The following is a 24,964-nucleotide window of genomic DNA, read 5'->3' as shown; positions in this document are numbered from 1 at the left end:
GCCGCGAAACCAGCCGCCAAGCCAACTGCTAAAACTGCTGCCGCGAAACCAGCCGTCAAGCCAGTTGCTAAAACTGCTGCCGCGAAACCAGCCGCCAAGCCAACTGCTAAAACTGCTGCCGCGAAACCAGCCGCCAAGCCAGTTGCTAAAGCTGCCGCCGCGAAACCAGCCGCCAAGCCAGTTGCTAAAGCTGCTGTCGCGAAACCAGCCGCCAAGCCGGCTGCTAAACCCGCTGCTGCAAAACCAGCCGCCAAGCCAGCTGCCAAACCTGCTGCTGCGAAACCAGCCGCCAAACCAGCGCCAGCTGCTGCCAAACCAGCGACCCCTGCCGCACCGGCAGCTCCAGCCGCTACAACTGCACCGGCCAGCAGCACGTCTGCCCCGGTAGCACCAGGCACCACCCCAACCAGCGCTTCCTAAGTGCCGGTGGCCGCGGCGCGCAGCTGATGCAGCGCGCCGTGGTCGAGGTTGGCGGCCTCGGTCGCCAGTCCTTCAAGCCATGCCTGACCAGTGGCGCTTCCTCCCGTTGGCCAAGCCTGTGCCAACGCCTCCAGACGTAACAGCAGTTGCCGTTCGGCTTCCAGTTCCAGGGCCTTGACCTGTTCGCGCAACGCTCCCAGCCCGGCATCCTGCTGCGCCATGGCGCGCCATTGCTTGCGTACCTTGCGCAAGGGTTCCACAACGGTTACCTGCCAGGGCTCGGCAATTGTTCGCAGCGCCCGCACACGTTCAGGCTCAGGTACGACCCCACGTTGCTCCAGCCACAGCCCACACAACAACAGACACACATCCGCCCCTTGTTCCTGCAAGCGCAGGCACGTGTCTTCCACGCCCGCACGGGCGTAGGTCGAAAGAGCAAAGCTCCACAGGTCAGCGCACATATTCACACCCAAGCCAGCGGCCAACGAAGCTGGTAGACTCCGCCGCCATTATGATCCGACTTCAAAGCCTAACATTACAGCGTGGCCCGCAACGTCTTCTTGAAGACGCCGAGCTGACCCTGCACGCCGGTCACAAAGCCGGCCTGATCGGTGCCAATGGCGCCGGTAAATCCACGTTGTTCGCCCTGTTGCTCGGTGAGCTGACCCCGGATTCCGGGGACTGCCTGCTGCCAGCCGACTGGCGTATCGCTCATATGCGCCAGGAGATCGACACCCTGGACCGCATCGCGATCGACTACGTGCTCGATGGCGACCTGCGCCTGCGCCAGGTGCAACACGACTTGGCCGAGGCCGAGAAAGCCCAGGACGGTGCCGCCCAGGCCCGCCTGCACTCGGAACTCGACAGTGCCGACGGCTACACCGCCGACGCCCGCGCGCGCAAGATGCTCGCCGGCCTCGGGTTCACCAATGAACAGATGGATCGCCCGGTCGCCGACTTCTCCGGTGGCTGGCGCATGCGCCTGAACCTGGCCCAGGCCCTGATGTGCCCCTCGGACCTGTTGCTGCTCGACGAACCGACCAACCACTTGGACCTCGATGCGATCCTGTGGCTGGAAGATTTTCTCAAGAACTACCAAGGCACCTTGCTGCTGATTTCCCACGACCGGGACTTCCTTGACGCCGTGGTCGATAACATCGCCCATGTCGAACAGAAAAAAATCACCCTCTATCGCGGTGGTTATTCGGCATTCGAGCGGGCCCGTGCCGAACGCCTGGCCCAGCAACAACAGGCCTTCGAGAAGCAGCAGGCGCAGCGGGCGCACATGGAAAGTTATATCGCCCGGTTCAAGGCCCAGGCCACCAAGGCCCGCCAGGCCCAGAGCCGGATCAAGGCCCTGGAGCGCATGGAAGAACTGTCGGCGGCCCACGTCGATTCGCCGTTCGACTTCGTGTTCCGCGAGTCGGTGAAAATCTCCAGCCCCTTGCTCGACCTCTCGGATGCACGCCTGGGTTATGGCGACAAAACCATCCTGGAGAAGGTCAAGCTGCAGCTCACCCCGGGTGCGCGCATTGGTTTGCTCGGGCCCAACGGCGCGGGCAAATCGACGCTGATCAAAAACCTTTCCGGCGAGCTGCAACCTTTGGCCGGCCGCCTGACCCGTGGCGAGAACCTGGTGGTGGGCTACTTCGCCCAGCATCAGTTGGACTCCCTCGACGCCAAGGCCAGCCCGCTGTTGCATTTGCAACGCCTGGCGCCGACCGAGCGCGAGCAGACCCTGCGCGATTTCCTCGGTGGTTTCGACTTCCGTGGCGCGCGCATCGATGAGCCGGTGCTGAATTTCTCCGGTGGCGAAAAGGCCCGCCTGGCCTTGGCGCTGATCGCCTGGGACCGGCCGAACCTGCTGCTGCTCGACGAACCGACCAACCACCTGGACCTGGAAATGCGCCTGGCGCTGACCATGGCCCTGCAGGAGTTCAGTGGTGCGGTACTGGTGGTGTCTCACGACCGCCACTTGCTCAAGAGCACCACTGATAACTTCCTGCTGGTGGCCGATGGCAAAGTCGAAGAGTTCGATGGTGACCTGGACGACTACGCCCGTTGGTTGACCGAGTATCGCCTGCGTAACGCGCCGGTCAGCAACACCCCGGTCAACCCGGACAAGACCGACAAGAAAGCCCAGCGCCAGGCCGCTGCTGCGCTGCGTCAGCAACTGGCGCCGCACAAGCGTGAAGCCGACAAACTGGAAGCCGAGTTGGGCAAAGTCCATGAGCGCCTGGCCAAGATCGAGGCCAGCCTCGGTGACAGCGCCGTGTACGAAGCGGCACGCAAGGATGAACTGCGCGACCTGCTGGCCGAACAGGCCAAGCTCAAGGTGCGCGAAGGGCAGTTGGAGGAAACCTGGATGGAAGCCCTCGAATTGCTGGAAGGTCTGCAAGCGGAGCTGGAGGCGCTGTCCTGATGGAAGCCTTGCAACTGCCACTGCCACCGCAATGGGTCGAACCGATCTGGGTCGGCGTGCAAATCCTGCTGATCCTGCTGGCGGGCTACCTGGCCCAGCGTTTTATCGCCAAGGGCCTGACGCGCCTGGGCGAGCGCTACCCGTTCCCGCCGCAACTGCTGATGCCGCTGCGCGGTGGCCTGCGCTGGCTGATCATGGGCAGTGCGCTGATCTTCGTCCTCGAACGCCTGGGGGTTTCGGCCATTGTGCTGTGGACCGCACTGTCAGGCTTTGTGGCTGTGGCGGCGGTGGCGTTCTTTGCCATGTGGTCGGTGTTGTCCAACCTGCTGTGTGCGATTTTGATTTTCACCGTCGGGCCGTTTCGCCTGGGTGATGTGGTCGAGTTGGTGGATACCGTCGACAAGCCGGGTGTCAAAGGCCGAGTGATCGCGATCAACCTGCTTTACACCACGCTGATCGAAGTGGCCGAGGCGGGTACCGACAGCGCCGTGGTGCAAGTGCCCAACAGCCTGTTCTTCCAGCGCGCGGTACGCCGCTGGCGCGGCAGCGATATCAGCCCCCTGCCTTAAAATTCTCTAGCCAGCCCTCGGCCCTCGGAGTTAGCTTAGTGCTCACAACGAATTTGCTACGAGGTGTGTAATGGCGCTCGACACATGGCTGGCCTTTTTCCTGGCCAGTTGGATCATCAGTCTCTCTCCCGGCGCGGGTGCCATCGCTTCGATGTCCAGTGGCCTGCAATACGGCTTTGTGCGCGGTTACTGGAACGCCATCGGCCTGCAACTGGGCTTGGCGATGCAGATTGCCGTGGTGGCCGGCGGCCTTGGGGCGGTGCTTGCGGCATCGTCTACCGCCTTCTACGCGATCAAATGGTTCGGCGTGGCCTACCTCGTGTACCTGGCCGTCAAGCAATGGCGTGCCTTGCCCATGGACATGACCGATGACGCTGCCGTGCGCCCCATTGGCAAGCCCATGGCGATGATGTTCCGTGGTTTTCTGGTGAACGCCAGCAACCCCAAGGCCCTGGTCTTCATGCTGGCGGTTCTGCCGCAGTTCGTGAACCCGCAGGCGCCGCTGCTGATCCAGTACCTGATCCTTGGCGCGACGATGATTGGCGTGGATATGATCGTAATGGCCGGCTACACGGGGCTTGCGTCCAAAGTGTTGCGCCTGTTGCGCACGCCCAAGCAGCAGAAGCGCGTGAACCGCACGTTTGCCGGGTTGTTCGTGGGCGCTGCGGCGTTCCTGGCCAGCTTGCACCGCGCCACCGCCTGACTGACGAAACCCAATCAAAACTGTGGGAGCAGGCAAGCCAGCTCCCACATTGATGTGTGCTAGCCGAGCCATTGAGGCTCAGCGCAGGATCTTCGGCGCTTCGTCCCTTGGCAGGTTGTTGCGCAATGCCGGCTGGCCGGGCTCTTGATCGCCGCCGCCCAGTTGCTCTTGTAGCTGGCGCGCCACGTCCTCACCCAAGGCTTTCGACACTTCCCTCACCACCCGTGGCCGGTTCAGGTTCACGCGCACATCACGACTGCTCACCAGCTTGGTGTCCTGGCCTTCACCCATGGCGGTAAACGCCGAGGTGATTTCATAGGTGCGGGTGTTTATCAGACTGAAGTCCGCCACCACGCTCAGCTCCAGCACTGCCGAATAGCTGCTGGTGCGATCCAGGGCGTTGATGTCCCGGGTGAAGTCGATGTCCGACAAGGTGCCGAACAGCACATAGTCCGCGCCCTTGAAGTGGCCGGCCTTGATCCGCTTGATCACGTCGTACACATCGCCCTTGGCTTCGCTGGTGTAGGGCGTGCCCTGGACCAGTTGGAACTGGCGCGACTTGAGAATTTCGCCCTTGATATCGCCGCTGAATTTGCGCAGCTCGCCCTGTTCGATGTAGCTGCTGCGGCTTTCGAACTCGCTGTAGCTGGACGCGCCGCTGGCGTTATAGGCGCTGGCCTGGAAGTTGTTGCTGGCCGAGACTGCGTGGATGTATTCCTCTACGCGGGCTTCGTACGCCAGGTCAGTGACGGCGATCTTGGGGGCCGCCGAGGCGCCAAAGGCGCATAGCAGGCCGAGCAGGCCGAGCAGGCCGATCCATAGGCGCATGGCTTAGCGCTCCGTGGTCTTGCGGATTTCTTTTTCGTCCATCCATTCGGCCAGGCCGCTTTCGACGTCGACCAGTTGCAGGCTGAACTTGTAGAACACGTCCTTGTAGTCGGCGCTGCGCTTGACGATGGAACTGATGGAGCCTTCCAGGCGGTACTTGGCGGCAATCATGTTGCCGGTCTTGCTGACCGTGGATTTCTTGTACAGGCCGCTCTGGTTTTGCAGCTTGAGCTGGTCAACCTGGCTTTGCATATCGGTGTTGTCGCTGGCGAAGCGGGCGGTGCCGGTCTTCATCAACTGTGTCTTGATCGAGGTGGTGATCTCGCGGGTATCGATGTACTCGCTGGTCTTGTTCTTCACGTCATACACCTGCACCACCGGGCGGCCCTGGAGAATGCCGGACTGCGCCAGGGAGCGGGTCATGCTTTCGGCGATCATCTGCAAGTCGGTGGAGCCGAACTCGTTGGTCACCAGTTCCACGGCCTTGGTATCGCCGTAGCTGATGTTTTTGCCGCCGATGACCGGCGAGGTGTTGGCGCAACCGCTGGCCAGGACGGCGACTACGGCGAGGAACGAAAAGCGTGCAAGCATGGGAAGGTCTCTCGAAAGCTGAATAGGGGGCAGGCTCAAGGCGTTTTCACTTCAAGGCGGAAATCGGCGGCCTGGGGCAGATTGGCGATGGCCGGCAGGAAGGTGGCCTGGTTGGCGTAGAGGTTCAGCACTTTCCAGGTTTCTTCATCGCCCACCGGGAAGCCATCGGCGCCCAGCCAGGCGAAGCGGTAATACATCATCTGGTTGCTGCTGGTGATGTTGCTCAGTTGCACCTTGGCGGTCAGGAAGCCGTTCTCGCGGGCCACGCGAATGGCGCCGACGGCGATGCCCTTGAACTTGCCCATCACCACGACTTTGCTCGCGGCGCTGCCCGGCTCCGGCGGCGGGGTGGCGCAACCGGCGAGGAAGACCAGCGCCAGGGCGCCGAGGATAAAATGACGCATAACGTGCTCCTTAAGGTTGTTTGAGACTGGCGACAGCCTGGGCCGGGTTGCTTGCGACCACATGGGCCGTCAGGCCGCTGGCGAATACCTGGTTGCCGACCACGCGCAAGGTGATCACCTGATGGCGTTGTTCGGCCTTGACCGTCACCCGTGTGCCGCCCAGGGCATTGGGCAGGCTCACCTGGTGCTCGCCATGCTTGAGGCGCAGGCGTGCGACCTGGGTCATGTCCGGCAGGGTGCGCCAGGTGCGGGTATCGGCGCCCTCGGTGACAGCGGAGGCGATGCCCAGGACCAGGCCGGCCATTGGGTTGGTCTGGTTCAGGTTCTTTTGCGTCACGCCACGGCTGATGGCGCGCACGGTGGTGCGCAGGATGATCCCCGGCATATCGTCGCGCAGGGCACGGCGGGACATGGCGGTGGTGCTGTTGAGGGCTGTGAGGTTCTGTTGCCGGCCATCGACACCGATCTGGGCGAAGGTGGCTGTCGAGGTGTCTGGCTTGATCACCGGAAACGACAGCGGCGTGATCACCCAATGCCCGTCGATGGGGATCGGCAGTGGCAGGCGGATCGAGTCGCGCGCCGGCGCCAGGCCGCTCTGGACCACGATCAGCACGTCGCTTTCGTCAGCCGCCACGGCTGAGGCGTCCAGATCGAGCAGGGCCTGTTCCAGCAGCGGCGTGTTGGGGCGCAGTTCGGCGGCCTTGCGATAGCCCGGCGCGGCCAGGTCTTTTTCGCCCAGGGCTTCGTAGACGAAGCCAGCCAGGTAATGACTGAACGCACTCTGGTAGCTGTTCTTCAGGCCCACCACGTCCGGCGCGTCGAGGCTTTCTACCGGATAGCCGCGCAGGTCCTTGAACTGCGTGGCCACGCCCTGGCGTTCGGCCTCGTTTTCGCGCTTGAGGTATTCCTTGTCCCGCAATTCGGCGATCACGGCTTCGCGTTCGTGGGTTTTCTTGATCTCGGTGCGGGCGCCGTCGAAGTCATTGACCGCCAGCAGGTTGAGCGCCATCTGGGTGGTGAGCATGACTTTTTCGTAGTCATAGCCTTCGTAGCGCCGCACCTTGTCATTGACCAGGAAGCTGCCGAATTGAGAAAGGTAGCGCTCGGTGTCGAACTTGACCGCCTCTTCCCACTTGTACACCGCCAGGTCCGCCCGGTGCCAGGCTGCCTGGCTACCGGCCAAGTCGCCCTTGGCGCGCAGCAATTCGCCTTTCTCGAAGTAGTAGAGAAGGTCCTTGTCGTCGCTGCTGTTGTTTTTTTCCAGCAGGGTCAATGCGCCGTCGACGTTGCCGCTGGCCAACTGCTGGTTGGTGGCTTGCAGTTCTGTGTCGTAACTGCGGAACATCGAACAACCCGACAGCAGCGTAACTGCGGCGAGGGCAAGGGAGGTGAAGACGCGAGATGCCATTGAGGTGCTGCTTCCCTGAGCGTAATCGGCCGAAGGGGCTGGTCGGGCCGAATAACCAATTGCAGGAAAAGCCTTTCCCACATATTCCTCATAAAAAGAGGAGCGCAAATGCCGTTTCGCGATAACGAAGGCGGCGCATTATAGGCCGCGTTACTGGCAAAACAATGGCTTTTAAGCTCCATTGTGAAAGGCTTGTGCCACTATCGGAGCACGTCATTTCGGCGGGAAAAGCACTAACGCCTTGAGTCAAACCGATTAAAATTCGACAATGTGTTACTTCTTGTTTCCATTTGAGAGTCATTCATGACTGCCCCCTCCCGTTTTCTCGCCTGGCTGCTGTTGCCGGCGTTGGTGTCGTGCAGCTTCAATCTGCTGGCGGCCACCGCAGAAGGTGCGCCCCAGGCCCTGCATTTACTGGACTATATCGGCGCTGACTATCCGCCGACGGTGGAGGCGGGCAAGGTGGTCGATGAGTCCGAATACCAGGAGCAGGTGGAATTTCTCGGTGTATTGCAGGGGTTGGTGGCCGAGCTGCCGGACAAGCCCGAGCGCGCAGGCCTGGTCAAGGGCGTCGATGAACTGTTGGCCGCCGTCACCCGTCACCAGGATGGCAACGCAGTCGCACGTCAGGCGCGGCAGTTAGGTGCGCAATTGGCGGTGGCCTATGAAGTCAGCCAGGCGCCGGCCATTACCCCGGACCCGACTCGCGGTGCACCGCTGTACGCCCAGCACTGCTCGGTGTGCCACGGTGACGCCGGGGCGGGCGATGGCCCGGCCGGTGTCGGCATGACACCACCGCCGGCCAACCTGCGCGATGCACAGCGCCTGGACCGCCTGAGCCTCTACGGCATCTACAACACCCTGGGCCTGGGCGTCGAAGGCACCGATATGCCGTCGTTCGCTGACCAGCTGGATGACCGTCAGCGCTGGGACCTGGCGACCTATATCGCGGGCTTCACCGCCGACCCGGCTGCGGCGAAAAGCGAAAAATCCTTCAACCTGGCGGACCTGGCCCGCCAGACCCCGGAAGAAGTGCTGGCCGCCGAAGGTCCGGACGCCGTGCGTGTATTCCGTGCGCAACGGGCGCAGCCGCCGCAGGTCCAGCGTGGCCCGGCGCAATTGCTGGACTACACCGCTGCCACGCTGGATAAGAGCCTGGCGGCGTTTCGCAATGGCGAGCATGAACAGGCCTACGACCTGTCGGTAGCCGCGTATCTGGAAGGCTTCGAGCTGGTAGAAAGCTCCCTGGATAACGTCGATGCCAACGTGCGCAAGGACACTGAGAAAGCCTTGATGGCCTATCGGCAGTCGTTGCAGGACGCTCTGCCGATCGAGCAAGTCCAGCAGCGCCTGGACGTGGCCAAGGGCAAACTCACTGAAGCTGCCGGCTTGTTGGGCGGCGATGGCTTGAGCTGGTCGTTGAGCTACATCTCGGGCTTGCTGATTCTGCTGCGTGAAGGGCTGGAAGCGATTCTGGTACTGGCGGCGATCCTCGCCTTCCTGCGTAACACCGGCCAGCAGTCGGCGGTGCGCAGCGTCAACGTCGGCTGGGCCCTGGCATTGGTGGCCGGTGCAGCGACCTGGGCCCTGGCGGCCTATGTGATCGACGTCAGCGGCGCCCAGCGCGAGTTGCTGGAAGGTTGCACGGCGCTGTTTGCCAGCGTGATGGTGCTGTGGCTGGGCGTGTGGATGCACGACCGCCGCCACGCGGCCGCCTGGCAGGACTACATCAAGAGCAGTCTGGTGGGCGGTGGTGGGCGTTTTGGTTTTGCGATACTGGCGTTCTTCTCGGTGTACCGCGAACTGTTCGAAGTGATCCTGTTCTACGAAACCCTGTGGCTACAGGCCGGCCCCGCCGGACACAACGCGGTCCTGGCCGGTGGCGCCACGGCGCTGGTGCTGTTGATGGGGCTGGCGTGGATCATCCTGCGCGGCTCGGCGAAGCTGCCATTGGCGCTGTTCTTCGGGATCAACGCGGCGCTGCTGTGCGCGCTGTCGGTGGTGTTCGCCGGGCATGGCGTCAAGGCGTTGCAGGAGGCCGGTATCTTCGGCACCCGGCCGGTGGCGTTCTTTGACTTTGACTGGCTGGGCATCCATGCCGATGCGTATTCGTTGAGTGCCCAGGCAGTGGCGATCATTGCGATTGTGGTGTTGTACAGCCGCAGCCGGCTGGCCGAGAAGCGCCGGGTGGCCTGATCGCTGGTGCCGGCTTCTGTAGGAGCTGGCTTGCCTGCGATGCAGACGCCTCGGTCTGTCAGTGACACCGAGGTGATGCTATCGCCGGCAAGCCGGGCTCCTACAGGGAGCGGGTCAGGCGTCGTTCTCGTGGGTCAGTTCCAGCACCCGGTCCACCAACTTGTTGATGCCTGACGCCACTTCGCTGATGTTCTTGGCCAGCATATAGGCCGGCGTGCTCACCAGTTTGCGCGCCTTGTCTTCGACGATTTCGTCCACCGCGCATTCCTGGTGGGTGGCGCCCATCTTGTCCAGGGCTGCTGCCGTGCCAGCATCGTTGCCGATGGTGCACACCACGCCTGGGCCGTAGATCTTCGCTGCCAGCGCCGGCGAGATGCAGATCAGCCCCACGGGCTTGCCCGCTTCGGCAAAGGCTTCGGCCAGCGCCAGTACGTCCGGGTTGACGCTGCAACCAGCGCCTTCAACGGCAAAGTTCGACAGGTTCTTGGCTGCGCCAAACCCACCGGGCACGATCAGCGCGTCGAACTCTTCAACGTTGGCTTCGCGAATATCCTTCACTTCACCCCGCGCTATGCGCGCCGACTCCACCAGCACATTGCGTGACTCGGGCATTTCTTCGCCGGTGAGATGGTTGATCACATGGTGTTGCGCAATGTTCGGGGCAAAGCACTGAACCTGAGCGCCGCGCTGGTCCAGGCGCAACAAAGTGATCACGCTTTCATGGATTTCAGCGCCGTCGTACACGCCACAGCCGGAAAGGATCACTGCAATCTTTTTGCTCATGGGCATTTCTCCTGATTTATGGCGTTAAATGTCTACTTATTTGTCGCTCATTGCCAATAGGGCATCCGGCCATTGCACCTAATCTTGATGTAACAATAATTGACCGGACTTGCCCATGGTTTTTGCTCCTTCACAGGAGGAGGACGAAACGAGGCGGTGATCTTTGGCGTGGCCACGCCGCTGGCCAGTTGGAACCCGCCGTGGGCCAACCTGCAGTTCTATGCGCAATGGCGCAGTGATGCCCGGCGCACCGAGAGTGGGTGGCACAAGCTGCCTTGGTCAGCGCATTGCTGCAGGCGGTGCCTCATCGGGCCGACTTACTCGGCGGGTGTCGTAGGCTCGGGCTTTTTCGCTTCGGCCTGTGCCTGCGCCAACTGGGCTTTCTCGGCGGCGCAGTTTTCCCGCGCCAGGCGGGCATTGCGGATGCGCCGGCGCAACCATAAGCCCAGACCGAGCAAGAGCAAGGCGCCGAGCACCCACAGCTCGTACTTCTTGACGCTGCCCAGCATGCCTTCGAGCACGGCGCCGAAGTGGTAGGCCGCCGCGCCCAGCGCTGCCGCCCAGATCGCCGCGCCAATGCCGTTGAGCAACAGATAGCGTCCCGGCGGGTAGCCTGACAGGCCAATGGCCACGGGCATCACTGTGCGCAGGCCATACACGAAGCGGAAACTCAGGACCCAGATATCCGGATGCCGGCGGATATGCTCCAGCGCCCGATCGCCCAGCAGTTGCCAGCGCGGTTTGCGCGCCAGCAATTTGCGCCCATGTTTACGGCCCATGAAATACCAGAGCTGGTCGCCGGCATAGCTGCCGAAGAACGCAACCACCACCACCACGTTGATATCCATGTATCCGCGGAACGCCAGGAAGCCCGCGAGCACCAGAATGGTCTCACCTTCGAAGAACGTCCCCAGGAAGAGGGCAAAGTAGCCAAAGTCATTCAGAAATTGTTGGAGCATTGTCTGGGTGCTGGCGAAATGAACGCGCAGCCTACGCCTTCGTGAACATTCATGAAAGTATCGAGATGTGTCACAAAGTGAACATTTCCTACAGAAACCATGAATGCGGCGACAGGTCGCATGCCGGTTGTATGAGTAAGCACAACTGTCATTCCTTCGTCATAATGGCCGCTTATAACTGTCACGCTCGCCCGTCAAGCCGGGCTCAGGAGTCTGCCGTGAGCTTTACCCCCGCCCAACGCCTGTTTCCCGCTACCCGCCTGCGCCGCAACCGTCGTGATGATTTTTCTCGCCGCCTGGTTCGTGAAAACGTCCTGACGGTGGATGATCTGATCCTGCCGGTGTTTGTGCTGGACGGTGAAAATCGTCGGGAAGCGGTGGCCTCGATGCCGGGTGTCGAGCGTTTGACCATTGATCTGCTTTTACAAGAAGCGGCGCAGTGGGTCGAACTGGGGATCCCGGCGCTGGCGCTGTTTCCGGTCACGCCGGCCGGGCTCAAGTCCCTGGATGCCGCCGAGGCCTGGAACCCCGAAGGGATTGCTCAGCGCGCGACCCGCGCCTTGCGCGAGCGCTTTCCGGAGCTGGGGGTGATCACTGACGTGGCGCTGGACCCGTTCACCACCCACGGGCAGGATGGCATTCTGGATGAAGAAGGCTATGTGCAGAACGACATCACTGTCGACGCACTGGTCAAGCAGGCGCTGTCCCATGCCGAAGCGGGCGCCCAGGTGGTGGCCCCGTCGGACATGATGGACGGTCGGATCCAGGCGATTCGCGAAGCCCTGGAGCTGGCCGGCCACGTCAATGTGCGGATCATGGCCTATTCGGCCAAGTACGCCAGCGCCTACTACGGCCCGTTCCGCGATGCGGTCGGCTCGGCGTTGAACCTGGGCAAGGCCAACAAGGCCTCGTACCAGATGGACCCGGCCAACAGCCATGAAGCCCTGCACGAAGTGGCGGCGGACCTGGCCGAAGGTGCCGATATGGTGATGGTCAAGCCCGGCATGCCGTACCTGGACATCCTTTATCGGGTCAAGGAGGAATTCAAGGTGCCGACCTTTGTCTATCAGGTCAGTGGTGAATACGCCATGCACATGGCTGCGATTCAAAATGGCTGGTTGGGTGAAGGAGTCATCCTGGAATCTCTTACCGCCTTTAAACGTGCGGGTGCCGATGGCATCCTGACTTACTTTGCCGCCCGTGCCGCCCAATTGCTTAGAGAGCAACAATAGCCCTCACAGGAACACTCGATGAATACCGAAGGACTCACAGACGTTGCCGTAAAAGATGCGCATCCGGTGGTTGAACAAGTCGCCGAAACCCCGCCGGAGCTTGCACCTGAGCAGCCTGTCGTGCTCGCGGAGCCGATGGTGGCGGCACCGCCTATCGTGATTCCGAACCTGGATGACAGCAGCCTGTATATCCATCGCGAGCTGTCGCAACTGCAATTCAACATCCGCGTGCTGGAACAGGCGCTGGATGAGTCCTACCCGCTGCTGGAGCGCTTGAAGTTCCTGCTGATCTTCTCCAGCAACCTGGATGAGTTCTTCGAGATTCGTGTTGCCGGCCTCAAGAAACAGATCACCTTTGCCCGCGAACAGGCCGGCGCCGACGGTTTGCAGCCGCACCAGGCCCTGGCCCGCATCAGCGAACTGGTGCACGGCCATGTGGATCGCCAATACGCCATCCTCAACGACATTTTGTTGCCGGAGCTGGAAAAGCATCAGGTGCGCTTCATCCGTCGGCGCAACTGGACCGTCAAGCTCAAGACCTGGGTGCGTCGCTATTTCCGTGATGAAATCGCGCCGATCATCACCCCGATTGGCCTCGATCCGACGCACCCGTTCCCGCTGCTGGTGAACAAGAGCCTGAACTTTATCGTCGAGCTCGAAGGGATCGATGCCTTTGGTCGTGATTCGGGCCTGGCGATCATCCCGGCGCCGCGCCTGTTGCCACGGATCATCAAGGTACCGGAAGAGGTCGGGGGGGCTGGTGATAACTATGTATTCCTTTCGTCGATGATCCACGCCCACGCCGATGACCTGTTCCAGGGCATGAAGGTCAAGGGCTGCTACCAGTTCCGCCTGACCCGTAACGCCGATTTGGCCGTGGATACCGAAGACGTCGAAGACTTGGCCCGCGCCTTGCGCGGTGAACTGTTCTCCCGCCGTTATGGCGATGCAGTACGCCTGGAAGTGGCGGACACCTGTCCGAAACATCTCTCGGACTACCTGCTCAAGCAGTTCAACCTGGCCGAGACCGAGCTGTACCAGGTCAATGGCCCGGTGAACCTGACGCGCCTGTTCAGCATTACTGGCCTGGACAGCCATCCGGAGCTGCAATACACGCCATTCACCCCGCAGATCCCGAAACTGCTGCAAAACAGCGAGAACATCTTCAGCGTGGTCAGCAAGCAGGACATCTTGCTGCTGCACCCGTTCGAGTCGTTCACCCCGGTGGTCGACCTGTTGCGCCAGGCTGCCAAGGATCCACACGTCCTGGCCGTGCGCCAGACCCTGTACCGCAGCGGCGCCAACTCGGAAATCGTCGATGCGCTGGTGGATGCCGCGCGTAACGGCAAGGAAGTCACGGCGGTGATCGAATTGCGTGCGCGGTTCGATGAAGAGTCCAACCTGCAACTGGCCAGCCGCCTGCAAGCGGCCGGCGCGGTGGTGATCTACGGTGTGGTCGGCTTCAAGACCCACGCCAAGATGATGCTGATCCTGCGTCGCGAAGCCGGTGAAATCGTGCGTTACGCGCACCTGGGTACCGGTAACTACCACGCCGGCAACGCCAAGCTCTACACCGACTACAGCCTGCTGACCTCCGACGACGCCTTGTGCGAAGACGTCGGCAAACTGTTCAGCCAGTTGATCGGCATGGGTAAGACGCTGCGCATGAAGAAGCTGCTGCACGCGCCGTTCACCCTGAAAAAGGGCATGCTCGACATGATTGCCCGCGAGACCCAGTTCGCCCTCGACGGCAAGCCGGCGCATATCATCGCCAAGTTCAACTCGCTGACCGATCCGAAGATCATCCGCGCGCTGTACAAGGCCAGCCAGTCCGGTGTGCGCATCGACCTGGTGGTGCGTGGCATGTGCTGCCTGCGCCCGGGCATTGCCGGGGTGTCGCACAATATCCACGTACGTTCGATCATCGGCCGCTTCCTGGAGCACACGCGGGTGTTCTACTTCCTCAACGGCGGCGAAGAGCAGATGTTCCTCTCCAGCGCCGACTGGATGGAGCGTAACCTCGACAAGCGTGTGGAGACCTGCTTCCCGGTGGAAGGCAAGAAGCTGATCATGCGGGTCAAGAAAGAGCTGGAGAGTTATCTCACCGATAACACCCACAGCTGGAGCCTGCAGTCGGATGGGCGCTACGTGCGCAACACGCCGACCGGCAACCAGAACCCGCGCAGTGCGCAGGCGACGTTGCTGGAGCGGCTCGGCAGCCCGGTGCTGGCCGTTCGCTGATATCGGCTCTGGTGGAAGCGGGCAGGTCCGCTTCCATGTTTCCCGCCTACATCCATCACTGAGCAATCGGACAAGCCTGTCGGATTTGCCAGGTTGGGGGTTGCATGTTCCCGTTCCTAGACTGACCTCTGGCTATCAGGCGATAGCCTGTACAGGGCAGTTGAGGACTTTTCGATGATGGGATCAGGCATAGGAATCGGGTTGGGAACAGCGGGGCTTTACGAGGCATTGACCTCGCCGCCGAAGGGCTACCGCAGTGCGCAGGCCATGTCGCGCGACATGGCCCGTGCGGCGGTGACGTCTGAGTCCCTGGTGCGGGACTCGTTGAAAAACATCGCAAACATCGATCATGGCTTGCAAGGCGGCAACGCGTTTGTGCAGATCAACCCTGATGCGCTTGAGCAGGCGCGGGCGCGCGATCAGGAGCGTACCCGCGGCGGGGTGTGCGGCTTTTTGCACGGTGTGCCGATTGCCCTGAAAGATGTATTCGAAACCCGCGGAAAAATGCACACCAGTGCGGGTTCCCGTGCGCTGGTAGGTTCGCCGACGACAAAAAACGCCAAGGTCGTGGATAACTTGCTCAAGGCGGGTGCAGTGATCGTGGGTAAAACCAATATGAGCGAACTGTCCAACTTTCGCTCCAGCGTACCGGTTGATGGCTGGAGCTCCCGTGGCGGGCAAACCCTTAACCCTCATCGATTGGGCGGGCAGGTGGCGGGGTCGAGCACTGGATCGGCCGTGGCGGTAGCCCAGGGACTTGTCCCGCTCGCATTGGGCATCGAGACCAACGGTTCGATCATTGCCCCGGCGGCCTACAACGGTGTGCTCGGTTTGAAAACCACGGCCGGTCTGGTGAGTACCGAGGGGGTGATGACCAGCTCAAGACTGGACTCGGTGGGCACGTTTACGCGTAACGTGCGCGATGCTGGCGAAGCGCTAAACGCCATGGTCGAAACAACGGTCTACACCGCCGGGTTGACGCCCGATGCCTTGCAGGGCAAACGCATTGGCTACACGCCGGTGCCTGAGTTGTCGCCAGAGCAGGCCAGGGACCCGGCCAGGCGCGCGGATAGGCAGTATTTCGAGGACGCGATCAGATTGCTGGTGGCCAAGGGGGCAGTCCTTGTGCCAATAGCCAGCCTGGACGCTGATGTGGCGCCAGAGACGTACGATCAATACAACGATGCGCTTTTTGCAGGGCTCAAGCAAAAAATCGACGGCTACCTAGCTGGCAGGCAAGGGTTGTCGGTGAAGTCGTTGGCCGAGCTTATTGCGTTCAACGAGCGTGACAGGCGAGCCGGAGAGCCGGACCAGGCGCTGCTGGAACACATCAACAGCCTGGCGGTGACGGATGAGCAACGGGAGCAGCTGTGGGAGGCTGTTCTCCCGATTTTCAGGGATGTCTTCGATAAGCCACTGAAGGAACATAAGCTGGACGCGGTGCTGTCGAGTTTTCGTTCAGACAGTTATTTCTTTGCCGCGGCAGCTGGCTACCCCGGCATATCGGTGCCCTCGGGCATGGATGATGAGGGCATGCCAACCGCGCTGCACTTTGCGGGCACGAGCAACAGTGAAGCCACACTGCTCTCGGTTGCGTATGGCTATGAACAGGCATCGCAGGCTATCCGCGAGCCGGCGTTCCTGCCTGGCGCGCCGATGTTGTCGTCGGCCGAGAGCGTCTAGGGATCAGCACACGTTCAGGCTCAAACCCACTCGCGTCAGCCACTCGGCTTCCTGGGCGAAATCCGCCTGGGTCAGTTGGTTCTCGTCCAGCCAATCTTCGGGGAATACCACATCCAGGCTGTCACCATTGGCGCGCAAGGTGACCTGCGGCATCTGCTGGGTGCCACGGATGTGGTGGAACAGGATCGCAAAGCGCAGCAGGGCGCACAGGCGAATCAGCTTGATGCCTTCGGCGCCGAACTCGGCGAACTTGTCCTTGGGGATATTGCGGCGATGGCCGCGCACCAGCAACGCCAGCATCTGCTGGTCTTCCCGGGAAAAACCCGCCAGGTCGGAGTGCTCGATCAGGTACGCGCCGTGCTTGTGGTAATGGTAGTGGGCGATATCCAGGCCCACTTCATGGACCTTGGCTGCCCAGCCCAGCAGTTCACGCCAGACCCCGTCCTGCAGGTCCCAATCCTCGGCGACCTGATCAAACGCATGCAGCGCCTTGCGCTCTACCCGCGCCGCCTGTTCCAGGTCGACGTGGTAGCGCTCCATCAGTGAGCCCAGGGTGCGCTCGCGCACATCTTCATGATGATGGCGGCCCAGCAGGTCGTAGAGCACGCCTTCACGCAGGGCGCCATCGCAGTGGTCCATGCGTTGCAGTTCGAGGGCGTCGAAGATGGCTTCAAGGATCGCCAGGCCGGCCGGGAAGATGGTCCGGCGATCGGGCTTGATGCCCTCGAAGTCGATTTTCTCGGCATCACCGAGCTTGAACAGCTTGCGCTTGAGCCAGGCCAGGCCTTCGGCATTCACCTCGCCGGTGCCGTGGCCGCCAGCCTTCAGGGCCAGGCCGATGGCACGGATGGTGCCGGATGAGCCGATGGCTTCATCCCAGGTCAGGCGGTGCAAGGCATGCTCGATGCTCATGATCTCCAGCCGCGCCGCCGTGTATGCCTGGGCGTAGCGGGCCGGGGTGATCTTGCCGTCCTTGAAATAACGCTGGGTGTAGCTGACGCAACCCATTTGCAGGCTTTCGCGCAGCAGCGGCTCGAAGCGCTGGCCGATGATGAACTCGGTGCTGCCACCGCCAATGTCGGCCACCAGGCGTTTGCCGGGGGTATCGGCCAGCGTGTGGGAGACACCGAGATAGATCAGGCGTGCTTCTTCACGTCCGGAGATGACTTCCACCGGGTGCCCGAGGATCTCCTCGGCACGGCGGATGAATTCGCCACGGTTACGCGCTTCGCGCAATGCGTTGGTACCGACGATTCGCACGGCGCCCTGGGGCATGCCGTTGATCAGTTGGGCAAAACGCTTGAGGCAGTCGAGCCCGCGCTGCATGGATTCTTCGTTGAGCTTGCGCTCATCGTCGATCCCGGCAGCCAGTTGTACCTTTTCGCCGAGCCGCTCAAGGATGCGGATCTCTCCGTTCTGGGCCTTGGCCACGACCATGTGAAAGCTGTTGGAGCCCAGGTCGATGGCGGCGATCAGGGACAGATTCTTGGCTTGGGATTGCGGCATGGGTAGGGGATCTCGGTCGATAACCTTGCCATCGTGCCACGATCAAACGCTGACGCCAACGCGTAGTGCTCGGTGATTTGTCCTACCCATGCTCTTGATCAAGTTTTGTAGGAAATGTAGGGAAAATTTCCGGATGGCCGATGACATATCTTTAGTGGGTTGTAGGGAACTCAAAAATCTTTAGAGGATTTTGAAGATTATATAATTTCCTACATGGGTAGTTAATTAAACTCATCCTTAATCTGCTCTGGACTACTTTGGGGGGTGGTAAAAGAGTCGGTTGTTTTAAACGAGTCCCACAGAGTTCTGGGTATCGTCTTATATTTATTGAGTGAGTCGAAGGTGAAACTGTCGCTCGGCAATGATGCCGTGGTGTTATTTATTTATAGCTTTGTGTTTCAGGGAGGAATTAATGGCGACGAAGGAATTGTCCGGTTATTAAAGAAGTAATGCCTGAACACTTTTTAACGACAGGTCGATCATGAAAAAAGTATTGGGTTTGACGATGGGTGTTATTTGCCTGGCTGCAAGTATTGGCGCTCAGGCAACAAACGTTGCTCAGTTGGTAGTGCGGGGGACGATCACGCCCGCAGCCTGCAATTTGAGCTTGGGTAATAGTGGAATCATCGACTACGGGGTTATTCGTTCCGGTGAGTTGTCCCAGACCAGCTTCAATCCTCGCTCACCGCAAACCACATCGTTGGTTGTCAACTGCGGTACCACTCCGGCCAAGTTCGGCCTGACCCTGACCGACTTGCAGGCGGGCAGCAAGGTCACTGGTATTCTCGGCGGCGGCTATACCGAAGCGCAGAACTTTGGGTTGGGCGCCGTATCGTCCCGACGTACCGGGGGCTACTCGGTCACTCTGCGAGATCTGAGGTCTTCAGGTTTCACATTGAGTCCGATCATGCGGGTCAGCACCGGCGCCTGGCAGAACAGTGACGGAAAAGTCGCACAAGCGCCTACCCAGTACTCGTGGCGTAATGGTGCGAGCATAACCCCGGCGTCCATTGCTCAACTCACAGGCGTCATTGAAGTGATGGCGGTCATTAACAAAGCGCAGGACTTGGACCTCACCCGCGATGTGACGCTGGATGGCCGCGCCACCTTAGTGCTTAGTTACATCTAAACCTCTAGTAACAGCCGATATTGAAACGAAAAGTGTCATGGCGCTTTCGGGACTTGTCGGCTGTTTTTCTGTGCGTTTGCTATTTGTCTTGGTCGTTGCGGAGAAAACACAGTGAGTTGTTTTTTGAAAGCAGGTGTGACGCTGTTGTGGTGTGTAACATTATTGTTTTGCGCAAGTGGCATGGCGGTGGCCGATGGTATGCAACCCGAAACAACGGTCGTCGTGCTTTATGAGGAGAACGGTGAGGCGACGATCAATGTCAAGAACACAGATCCGGGGCCCGCACTACTTCACTCGGTCATCGAGAATATACCGGAGGATAAAGAGCCGCTGCTGATCGTCACGCCACCGATTACTCGTGTCGAAGCCGGTGAGACCCAGTTGGTTCGTTTTATCAATACATCTGGCACGCCGCTCAAGACCCAACGATTGAAACGTGTTTCCTTTGAAGGCATTCCCCAGGCCCGCAGCCCTGGTGGAGCGACCATTGGTTTTACCCTGCGGCAGAATTTACCGCTGATCCTGCATCCCAAGGGGTTGGCCAAGCACCAGGCACCCTGGGAGTTGTTGAAATGGAGGCGCCAGGGCAGTGGCCTGACCGTTCATAACGACAGTGCGTATGTGGTGCGGTTGGCGCTGGAGTTGCAACTGCTCCCGGGGAAAACGTTGGCAACCTTGCCGCGCAGTTACATCCTGCCAGGTGAAGTACTGGCGGTTGATGCCCAGGGTTCCCTGGCGGGCGTTACCTCGGTCGTATTGCAGCCCGCCACGGTGTACGGGTTCACCGTTGACAGCTACAACGCAGATGTTGCCGATCATGGGATTTAACCGAGTGGTGGGCAAGGGAGTGGGCGGCGCCTGTTATTCGGGGCTGTTCATGGGTTTGGCAACCCTTTTTGGGCATCATGGGGATGCATTGGCCATCGAGTTGGGGGAAGGGTTTGACCTGGCAGCCCTGACCACTCATGGCATTGATCCAAAAGTTTCGGACTATTTCCGCAGCGCGGCGCGTTTTCGCGAAGGTGTCCAGGTGGTCGGGCTGCGGGTCAATGGCGCGGCGCTAGGCTTGGTGGATGCCCGGTTCGATTACCAGGGTCAGCTGTGTTTTACCCCAGGGTTACTGGACAAAGCTGGTTTGCGGGTACCGTCTGCGGTCTTGCAGGCTGGTGTGACGGCCGACCAGGCGTGTCACGATTTCCTTGGTGAGTTCCCGGCGACGCTGGTGAGACTGCGCCCCGGTAGTGACGAGGTGTCCCTGGTGGTACCTACGCAATCGTTGCGCGAACCCGAGTGGGAAGCTGGAAGTTTCAGCCAGGGCGGTACGGCCGCCATGCTCAATTACGATGTGCTTGGATTCGATAACCATGCACGTGGCGACTCCAACCGTTTTGTCTCGGCCTATACCGAGGCGGGCTTCAATCTTGGCAACTGGATTGTGCGCAGTCGGCAGTTCTATGTTTCCGATAACGGCAAGGGTAGCAGCGAACATGTGTACGCCTATGCCCAGCGAGATTTCGCGGCCTTGAAGTCGACCTTCCAGGCAGGTCAGATTTCCAGCAGGAACCCGGTATTTGGCGGCCTCCAGCTCTCGGGGTTCCAGCTCTTTCCTGACGGTGTCGCCCGAGTCGGGAGCACCAACGGTGTAGTGGTCGAAGGCTTGGCCCATAGCCAGGGAAGGGTTGAGGTGCGCCAGTCCGGGGTGTTGATACATTCGACCCTGGTACCCGAAGGGCCTTTTCGCCTGACGGACCTGCCATTGCTCAATGGCACCAGCGACCTGGACGTGAGTGTCATCGGCACGCGGGGGGGCAAACGCAGTTTCGTGGTGCCTGCGGCGTCTTTCGGGGCCTACGTGCCTGTGCAACCTGGCTTCGACTTTGCGCTGGGCAAGGTGCGGGAAACCATCGCCAGCAACAGGGAGCAACCGGTGGTGGCGATGGGCAGCGGTACCTGGAATTTGGGCGCAGGTACAGCCCTGGGCCTTGGCTTATTGGGGGCGGACGAATATCACGCGGCAGGTGGCACGCTGAGTCGTGTCTTTTTCCAGCGGGTTTCAGTGAGTGCACGACACAATCGGTCCCGGGATAAGGTTCGCGGTGTGGGCGGGACACGCAACTCCGTGTCGCTGGGTAGCCCGTTGGGCGCGGGTGTTGAGGCAAGCCTGAGTGCCACCACCCAGAGTCGAGGTTACCGTGATGTCCTGGAGGTCGGCACAGCCTCGACCAACGATCTTCTGGACACGCGTTTTCAGCGCCAGTACACCGCCGGACTGAGTTGGGCCGCGCCGGTTTTGGGTACGCTCTCCGTCACCTACTCCCATAACGCGCAATTTGACGGGCAGAGCACCGAGCATGTGTTCGCGTCGTGGACCAAGCGTTTCGACGACGTCGATGTCGCACTCGTCGCCGACTCGCAGACCGGTCCGTCGCGTCGGCGAAAGCGCCGTTATGCCGTCAACGAGCAACTCCCCTCCGAAGGGCTGTCGGTGCGCCTGCAAGTCAGTGTGCCGTTTGGCGATGATCGCCGCCTCACATCTTTCGCCAGCCGGCGCAACGGCCGCTCCGATATCGGTACAACACTGTCGGAACGGGTCAACGAGTATGTGAACTATGAAGTGGGCACCGAGCGCGACCTAACGGATCGCCAGAGGGCGGTGCATGGTCGTGTAGACGTCATGCCTCGCTACACCCGCGTGGGGGCCGGGGTGAACCGGGACGCATCAGGCACCACCTACACCGGGCAATTGCAGGGGGGGATCGTGGCTCATGGACAAGGGCTGACCTTTTCGCCCTACGCGGTGCAGGATACTTTCGGACTGCTATCGGTGGGAAACATCACGGGAGCCAAAGTCTCGACACCCCATGGGCCGGTCTGGACCGACTACCGCGGTCACGCGGTCATTCCTGGGTTGCCGGCCTATAGCACCAGCCACCTCGAAGTGCAGACCCAGTCCCTGCCCAAGCGTGTCGATCTCAAGAACGGCACCCAAACCCTTGCCGCTGCCCGTGGGTCGTTCAATGCCGTGGAGTTCAAGGTGGTCAGCGCCCGTCGGGTTCTGTTGACCGCTCATGACCAGCAAGGGCATGCCTTGCCCCAGGGCGCTGCAGTATTTGGCCCGGACAAGGCCTTCCTGACCAGCGTAGTGGGCGATGGCCTGATTTTCCTGAATGACAGCCAACCCCAACAGACCCTGAGTGTTGAGCTGCCGGGCTCTACGAAGCCTTGCCTGCTGCAACTGAACCTTGAGCCAGAGCCCTCCAATGACAGACTTTATGAAACCGCTTCGGCGACCTGCAGTGCGTTGTAAATCGGCCGGCAGGATTTATCCGGGCCTGTTGTTCATCGTGGCGTTATTGGCCAGCGAGGCCAGCCTCGCTACCTGTCAGTTGGCGTTAAGCCAGCCACGGGTCGACTACGGCGTAATGCGTCAAGCGCCCGGTGAACAGGTCAGTGCACAGTCTTTCGGTACACGCACCGTGCTCCTGAACGTGGTGTGCATTGATCCCGTTCCCATGGCAGTACGGTTCAGTGGGGTGCCTGCGGGGGCTCTGGGTTTTCGGTTTGGCGCCACCGGGGCCTTTGCCCTGAATATCCGGCACGCCCACCTTGATGGCCGGCCCGTGGAACTGGTCGTCGAGGGCTCAGGGCCTGCGCACGCCAGCGAGCGGCTTGTGCCCGGGCAGGTCCTGATTGCCCGTGCGGCTGGCGTACCGATAACGGGCCGACGGCTATCGGCACAACTGGAGATTGCCCCATTCCTGCCGGTTGACGCATTCTCTGTGCGCAGCGAAACCACGCTCCAGGGCCAGGTGCAGGTCGAGTGGTTGTCGCATGGCGTTGGCGTCAGCCCGGCGACTCCACCGAGCCAATGAAATTGGCCAGTTCGGCGGTGCGCGGTTGGGCAAATAGTACTTTCGGGTCACCGACTTCATGCACCTTGCCCTGGTGCATGAACACCAGCTTGTCGCCGACTTCCCGGGCAAAGCGCATTTCATGGGTCACCATGATCAGGGTCATGCCGTCCTTGGCCAGTTGGCGCACCACGCTGAGTACTTCGTTGACCAGTTCCGGGTCCAGGGCCGAGGTGATTTCATCGCACAGCAGCACCTTGGGCGACATTGCCAATGCGCGGGCGATGGCCACCCGTTGCTGCTGGCCGCCGGACAGGCGATCCGGGAACGCGTCGAACTTCTCTCCCAGGCCGACACGGTCGAGCATCTGTCGTGCCAGTTCCGCGGCCTTGGCCTTGGTGACCTTTTGCACGACCTGGGGCGCGAGCATGACGTTTTCACCCACGGTCAAATGGGGGAACAGGTTGAACTGCTGGAACACCATGCCGACTTTTTGCCGCAGGCTGCGCAGGTCAGCGCGGGCTGCGTCGAGGTATTCGCCGTCGACTTCAATCACCCCGTCGTTGATCGACTCCAGGCCATTGAGGGTGCGCAGCAACGTGGACTTCCCCGAGCCGCTGCGGCCGATGATCGCCACCACCTGGCCTTCCTCGACACTCAAGTCGATACCCTTGAGCACATGGTGATCGCCGTAATACTTATGCAGCGCGGATATTCTAAGCAGAGGCATGCAGTCTCCTTTCCAGGTAACGGGCACTGAGGGACAAGGGGTAGCAGAGCAGGAAGTAACCGAGCGCCACCAGGCCGTAGACCATGAAGGGTTCGAAGGTGGCGTTGGCGAGCATGCCGCCGGTCTTGGTCAGTTCGGTGAAGCCGATGATCGACGTCACTGCCGTGCCCTTGACCACCTGCACCGAGAAGCCCACCGTGGGTGCCACTGCAATTCGCAGGGCCTGGGGCAGGATCACGTAGCGCAGTTGCTCATACGGGTTGAGTGCCAGGCTGGCGGAGGCCTCCCACTGGCCATGGGCAATGGAGTCGACACAGCCGCGCCAGATCTCGGCCAGGTAGGCGCTGGTAAACAGGGTCAAGGCAATCGCGGCGGCCAGCCATGGCGAGATATCGATCCCCAGCAAGGCGACACCGAAGAACACCAGGAACAATTGCATTAGCAACGGCGTGCCCTGGAACAATTCGATATAGGTCCGGGCGATGTTGCGCGGTAGCGCCTTGGGGCTGATGCGCAGGGTCATCACCAGCAAGCCGATCAGCCCACCGCCGATAAACGCCACCAGCGACAACAGTAACGTCCACTGCAGGCCGGTCAGCAGGTTGCGCACGATGTCCCAGAATGAAAAATCACTCATCGGCTGTTCCTCATTACATAGCGGCGACCGATCCAATTGAGCAACTGGCGGATCATCAGCGCCATGCACAGGTACACCAGCGTGGTCAGGGCATAGGTTTCAAAGGCACGGAAATTACGCGACTGGATAAAGTTGGCGGCAAAGCTCAACTCTTCAGTGGCGATCTGCGAACACACCGCCGAACCGAGCATCACGATGATGATCTGGCTGCTCAGGGCGGGCCAGACCTTGCCCAGCGCCGGCAGCAGCACCACATGGCGAAACGCTTCAAAACGCGTCATGGCCAAGGCTGCCGCCGCCTCCAGTTGCCCGCGAGGAATCGCCTGGATACCGGCACGGATGATCTCCGTGGAATAGGCGCCGAGGTTGATCACCATCGCCAGTACCGCCGCCTGCCATTCGGAAATCTGCAAGCCCAGGGACGGCAGGCCGAAGAAGATGAAGAACAACTGCACCAGGAACGGTGTGTTGCGAATCAATTCGACATACACCCCGAAGAACCAGCAGAACGGCTGGATTTTCCAGGCGCGCACCACGGCGCCGACAATCCCCAGTGCCACCCCCAGGATCGCACCGATGGCGGTCAGCTCCAGGGTGAACAGCGCGCCGCGCAACAGCAGGTCGGTATTGGCCAGCACCGGCACAAAGTCGAATTGATAGGCCATCAATCAG

The 24,964-nt window shown here is 61.0% G+C and carries 23 protein-coding genes and 1 pseudogene; 13 read left to right on the top strand and 11 right to left on the bottom strand.

All coding sequences use genetic code 11. From position 1 onward, the window contains the following. Positions 1-420 (top strand): hypothetical protein (locus tag KL786_RS29360; protein WP_252193567.1); only part of this gene is annotated, 420 nt, incomplete at its 5' end. On the opposite strand, the gene KL786_RS02555 is transcribed toward KL786_RS29360, so the two are convergent. Continuing rightward, positions 417-881 carry a TIGR02444 family protein gene (locus tag KL786_RS02555; protein ID WP_215516637.1) on the bottom strand — a complete coding sequence of 155 codons (465 nt, stop codon included), beginning with the start codon at positions 879-881 and terminating at the stop codon, positions 417-419. The genes KL786_RS29360 and KL786_RS02555 overlap by 4 nt on opposite strands. Before the next feature lie 50 nt (positions 882-931). Between KL786_RS02555 and KL786_RS02550 the strand changes: the two genes are divergently transcribed. From KL786_RS02550 to KL786_RS02540, 3 genes are all read left to right on the top strand, one after another. Next, positions 932-2,842 carry an ATP-binding cassette domain-containing protein gene (locus tag KL786_RS02550; RefSeq protein ID WP_065943601.1) on the top strand — a complete coding sequence of 637 codons (1,911 nt, stop codon included), beginning with the start codon at positions 932-934 and terminating at the stop codon, positions 2,840-2,842. Beyond that, a complete protein-coding gene (locus KL786_RS02545; RefSeq protein WP_215516636.1) occupies positions 2,842-3,411 on the top strand; it encodes a mechanosensitive ion channel family protein in 570 nt (189 codons plus the stop codon). Before KL786_RS02550 ends, KL786_RS02545 begins: the two co-directional genes overlap by 1 nt. A 70-nt stretch (positions 3,412-3,481) precedes the next feature. Continuing rightward, the gene (locus tag KL786_RS02540; protein WP_032856931.1) at positions 3,482-4,114 is read left to right on the top strand and encodes a LysE family transporter; all 633 of its coding nucleotides are present in this window, start codon (positions 3,482-3,484) and stop codon (positions 4,112-4,114) included. Positions 4,115-4,192: 78 nt separating this feature from the next. Here KL786_RS02540 and KL786_RS02535 read toward each other — a convergent pair whose 3' ends face one another. The 4 genes from KL786_RS02535 to KL786_RS02520 are packed head-to-tail and all read right to left on the bottom strand — an operon-like array spanning position 4,193 to position 7,345. Beyond that, positions 4,193-4,942 carry a penicillin-binding protein activator LpoB gene (locus KL786_RS02535; protein WP_215516635.1) on the bottom strand — a complete coding sequence of 250 codons (750 nt, stop codon included), beginning with the start codon at positions 4,940-4,942 and terminating at the stop codon, positions 4,193-4,195. A gap of 3 nt (positions 4,943-4,945) precedes the next feature. Continuing rightward, positions 4,946-5,533 (bottom strand): penicillin-binding protein activator LpoB, encoded by a 588-nt coding sequence (gene lpoB, locus KL786_RS02530; RefSeq protein WP_032856934.1) that lies wholly within the window; start codon positions 5,531-5,533, stop codon positions 4,946-4,948. 35 nt (positions 5,534-5,568) lie between these two features. Further along, complete coding sequence (locus tag KL786_RS02525; protein WP_032856935.1) at positions 5,569-5,937, bottom strand: YcfL family putative periplasmic lipoprotein; 369 nt, start codon at positions 5,935-5,937, stop codon at positions 5,569-5,571. Between the two features lie 10 nt (positions 5,938-5,947). Next, positions 5,948-7,345: a COG3014 family protein gene (locus KL786_RS02520; protein ID WP_215516634.1), complete on the bottom strand. Its 1,398-nt coding sequence runs from the start codon at positions 7,343-7,345 to the stop codon at positions 5,948-5,950. 303 nt (positions 7,346-7,648) lie between these two features. Between KL786_RS02520 and KL786_RS02515 the strand changes: the two genes are divergently transcribed. Then, the gene (locus KL786_RS02515) at positions 7,649-9,541 is read left to right on the top strand and encodes an FTR1 family protein (protein ID WP_215516633.1); all 1,893 of its coding nucleotides are present in this window, start codon (positions 7,649-7,651) and stop codon (positions 9,539-9,541) included. Between the two features lie 114 nt (positions 9,542-9,655). On the opposite strand, the gene elbB is transcribed toward KL786_RS02515, so the two are convergent. Beyond that, positions 9,656-10,324 (bottom strand): isoprenoid biosynthesis glyoxalase ElbB, encoded by a 669-nt coding sequence (gene elbB / locus KL786_RS02510; protein ID WP_065942428.1) that lies wholly within the window; start codon positions 10,322-10,324, stop codon positions 9,656-9,658. 147 nt (positions 10,325-10,471) lie between these two features. Here elbB and KL786_RS30020 point away from each other — a divergent pair. Beyond that, positions 10,472-10,597 (top strand): annotated as a pseudogene (locus KL786_RS30020) (sterol desaturase family protein); the annotation flags it as partial. A 44-nt stretch (positions 10,598-10,641) separates the two neighbouring features. On the opposite strand, the gene KL786_RS02505 reads toward KL786_RS30020, so the two are convergent. Beyond that, positions 10,642-11,283, bottom strand: a complete 642-nt coding sequence (locus tag KL786_RS02505; RefSeq protein WP_215516632.1) for a DedA family protein — start codon at positions 11,281-11,283, stop codon at positions 10,642-10,644. Positions 11,284-11,501: 218 nt separating this feature from the next. Between KL786_RS02505 and hemB the strand changes: the two genes are divergently transcribed. The 3 genes from hemB (at position 11,502) to KL786_RS02490 (ending at position 16,439) form a co-directional block, all read left to right on the top strand. Beyond that, complete coding sequence (gene hemB / locus KL786_RS02500) at positions 11,502-12,515, top strand: porphobilinogen synthase (RefSeq protein ID WP_215516631.1); 1,014 nt, start codon at positions 11,502-11,504, stop codon at positions 12,513-12,515. A gap of 18 nt (positions 12,516-12,533) precedes the next feature. After that, positions 12,534-14,756 carry a polyphosphate kinase 1 gene (gene ppk1, locus KL786_RS02495; protein WP_065942425.1) on the top strand — a complete coding sequence of 741 codons (2,223 nt, stop codon included), beginning with the start codon at positions 12,534-12,536 and terminating at the stop codon, positions 14,754-14,756. 174 nt (positions 14,757-14,930) lie between these two features. After that, positions 14,931-16,439 carry an amidase family protein gene (locus tag KL786_RS02490; protein WP_252193566.1) on the top strand — a complete coding sequence of 503 codons (1,509 nt, stop codon included), beginning with the start codon at positions 14,931-14,933 and terminating at the stop codon, positions 16,437-16,439. 3 nt (positions 16,440-16,442) lie between these two features. On the opposite strand, the gene ppx is transcribed toward KL786_RS02490, so the two are convergent. Next, positions 16,443-17,945 carry an exopolyphosphatase gene (gene ppx / locus KL786_RS02485; RefSeq protein WP_032856946.1) on the bottom strand — a complete coding sequence of 501 codons (1,503 nt, stop codon included), beginning with the start codon at positions 17,943-17,945 and terminating at the stop codon, positions 16,443-16,445. A gap of 481 nt (positions 17,946-18,426) precedes the next feature. Between ppx and KL786_RS02480 the strand changes: the two genes are divergently transcribed. The 4 genes from KL786_RS02480 (at position 18,427) to KL786_RS02465 (ending at position 22,946) form a co-directional block, all read left to right on the top strand. After that, entirely contained in the window at positions 18,427-19,074 is a 648-nt protein-coding gene (locus KL786_RS02480) for a DUF1120 domain-containing protein (RefSeq protein WP_215516630.1), read from the top strand. 123 nt (positions 19,075-19,197) lie between these two features. Next, positions 19,198-19,902: a fimbria/pilus chaperone family protein gene (locus tag KL786_RS02475; protein ID WP_286675696.1), complete on the top strand. Its 705-nt coding sequence runs from the start codon at positions 19,198-19,200 to the stop codon at positions 19,900-19,902. Then, on the top strand, positions 19,892-22,381 hold the full coding sequence (locus KL786_RS02470; RefSeq protein ID WP_458729849.1) for a fimbria/pilus outer membrane usher protein: 2,490 nt from the start codon (positions 19,892-19,894) through the stop codon (positions 22,379-22,381). The genes KL786_RS02475 and KL786_RS02470 overlap by 11 nt, the downstream gene beginning before the upstream one ends. Beyond that, positions 22,371-22,946: a DUF1120 domain-containing protein gene (locus tag KL786_RS02465; protein ID WP_314388347.1), complete on the top strand. Its 576-nt coding sequence runs from the start codon at positions 22,371-22,373 to the stop codon at positions 22,944-22,946. The genes KL786_RS02470 and KL786_RS02465 overlap by 11 nt, the downstream gene beginning before the upstream one ends. On the opposite strand, the gene KL786_RS02460 is transcribed toward KL786_RS02465, so the two are convergent. The 3 genes from KL786_RS02460 to KL786_RS02450 are packed head-to-tail and all read right to left on the bottom strand — an operon-like array spanning position 22,918 to position 24,957. Beyond that, positions 22,918-23,655, bottom strand: a complete 738-nt coding sequence (locus KL786_RS02460; protein ID WP_032856949.1) for an amino acid ABC transporter ATP-binding protein — start codon at positions 23,653-23,655, stop codon at positions 22,918-22,920. The genes KL786_RS02465 and KL786_RS02460 overlap by 29 nt on opposite strands. Beyond that, positions 23,642-24,292 (bottom strand): amino acid ABC transporter permease, encoded by a 651-nt coding sequence (locus tag KL786_RS02455; protein WP_032856951.1) that lies wholly within the window; start codon positions 24,290-24,292, stop codon positions 23,642-23,644. The genes KL786_RS02460 and KL786_RS02455 overlap by 14 nt, the downstream gene beginning before the upstream one ends. Then, positions 24,289-24,957 (bottom strand): amino acid ABC transporter permease, encoded by a 669-nt coding sequence (locus KL786_RS02450; protein WP_032856952.1) that lies wholly within the window; start codon positions 24,955-24,957, stop codon positions 24,289-24,291. The genes KL786_RS02455 and KL786_RS02450 overlap by 4 nt, the downstream gene beginning before the upstream one ends. Positions 24,958-24,964: the final 7 nt, after the last annotated feature.

Source organism: Pseudomonas sp. TAE6080 (assembly GCF_018732265.1).
GTDB classification, from domain to species: Bacteria; Pseudomonadota; Gammaproteobacteria; order Pseudomonadales; family Pseudomonadaceae; genus Aquipseudomonas; species Aquipseudomonas brenneri.
Note: the sequence above shows the minus strand (reverse complement) of the source record. Positions and strands in the feature narration are given on the sequence as shown.

Excerpts from the sequence above, each read along its gene's own strand:
- KL786_RS02470 (WP_458729849.1), top strand. The coding sequence starts at position 19,892 with ATGGGATTTAACCGAGTGGTGGGCAAGGGAGTGGGCGGCGCCTGTTAT.
- KL786_RS02535 (WP_215516635.1), bottom strand. The coding sequence starts at position 4,942 with ATGCGCCTATGGATCGGCCTGCTCGGCCTGCTCGGCCTGCTATGCGCC.
- ppk1 (WP_065942425.1), top strand. The coding sequence starts at position 12,534 with ATGAATACCGAAGGACTCACAGACGTTGCCGTAAAAGATGCGCATCCG.
- lpoB (WP_032856934.1), bottom strand. The coding sequence starts at position 5,533 with ATGCTTGCACGCTTTTCGTTCCTCGCCGTAGTCGCCGTCCTGGCCAGC.
- KL786_RS02455 (WP_032856951.1), bottom strand. The coding sequence starts at position 24,292 with ATGAGTGATTTTTCATTCTGGGACATCGTGCGCAACCTGCTGACCGGC.
- KL786_RS02525 (WP_032856935.1), bottom strand. The coding sequence starts at position 5,937 with ATGCGTCATTTTATCCTCGGCGCCCTGGCGCTGGTCTTCCTCGCCGGT.
- KL786_RS02480 (WP_215516630.1), top strand. The coding sequence starts at position 18,427 with ATGAAAAAAGTATTGGGTTTGACGATGGGTGTTATTTGCCTGGCTGCA.
- KL786_RS02450 (WP_032856952.1), bottom strand. The coding sequence starts at position 24,957 with ATGGCCTATCAATTCGACTTTGTGCCGGTGCTGGCCAATACCGACCTG.
- elbB (WP_065942428.1), bottom strand. The coding sequence starts at position 10,324 with ATGAGCAAAAAGATTGCAGTGATCCTTTCCGGCTGTGGCGTGTACGAC.
- KL786_RS02540 (WP_032856931.1), top strand. The coding sequence starts at position 3,482 with ATGGCGCTCGACACATGGCTGGCCTTTTTCCTGGCCAGTTGGATCATC.
- KL786_RS02490 (WP_252193566.1), top strand. The coding sequence starts at position 14,931 with ATGATGGGATCAGGCATAGGAATCGGGTTGGGAACAGCGGGGCTTTAC.
- KL786_RS02515 (WP_215516633.1), top strand. The coding sequence starts at position 7,649 with ATGACTGCCCCCTCCCGTTTTCTCGCCTGGCTGCTGTTGCCGGCGTTG.
- KL786_RS02545 (WP_215516636.1), top strand. The coding sequence starts at position 2,842 with ATGGAAGCCTTGCAACTGCCACTGCCACCGCAATGGGTCGAACCGATC.
- KL786_RS02555 (WP_215516637.1), bottom strand. The coding sequence starts at position 881 with ATGTGCGCTGACCTGTGGAGCTTTGCTCTTTCGACCTACGCCCGTGCG.
- KL786_RS02505 (WP_215516632.1), bottom strand. The coding sequence starts at position 11,283 with ATGCTCCAACAATTTCTGAATGACTTTGGCTACTTTGCCCTCTTCCTG.
- KL786_RS02550 (WP_065943601.1), top strand. The coding sequence starts at position 932 with ATGATCCGACTTCAAAGCCTAACATTACAGCGTGGCCCGCAACGTCTT.
- KL786_RS02520 (WP_215516634.1), bottom strand. The coding sequence starts at position 7,345 with ATGGCATCTCGCGTCTTCACCTCCCTTGCCCTCGCCGCAGTTACGCTG.
- ppx (WP_032856946.1), bottom strand. The coding sequence starts at position 17,945 with ATGCCGCAATCCCAAGCCAAGAATCTGTCCCTGATCGCCGCCATCGAC.
- KL786_RS02460 (WP_032856949.1), bottom strand. The coding sequence starts at position 23,655 with ATGCCTCTGCTTAGAATATCCGCGCTGCATAAGTATTACGGCGATCAC.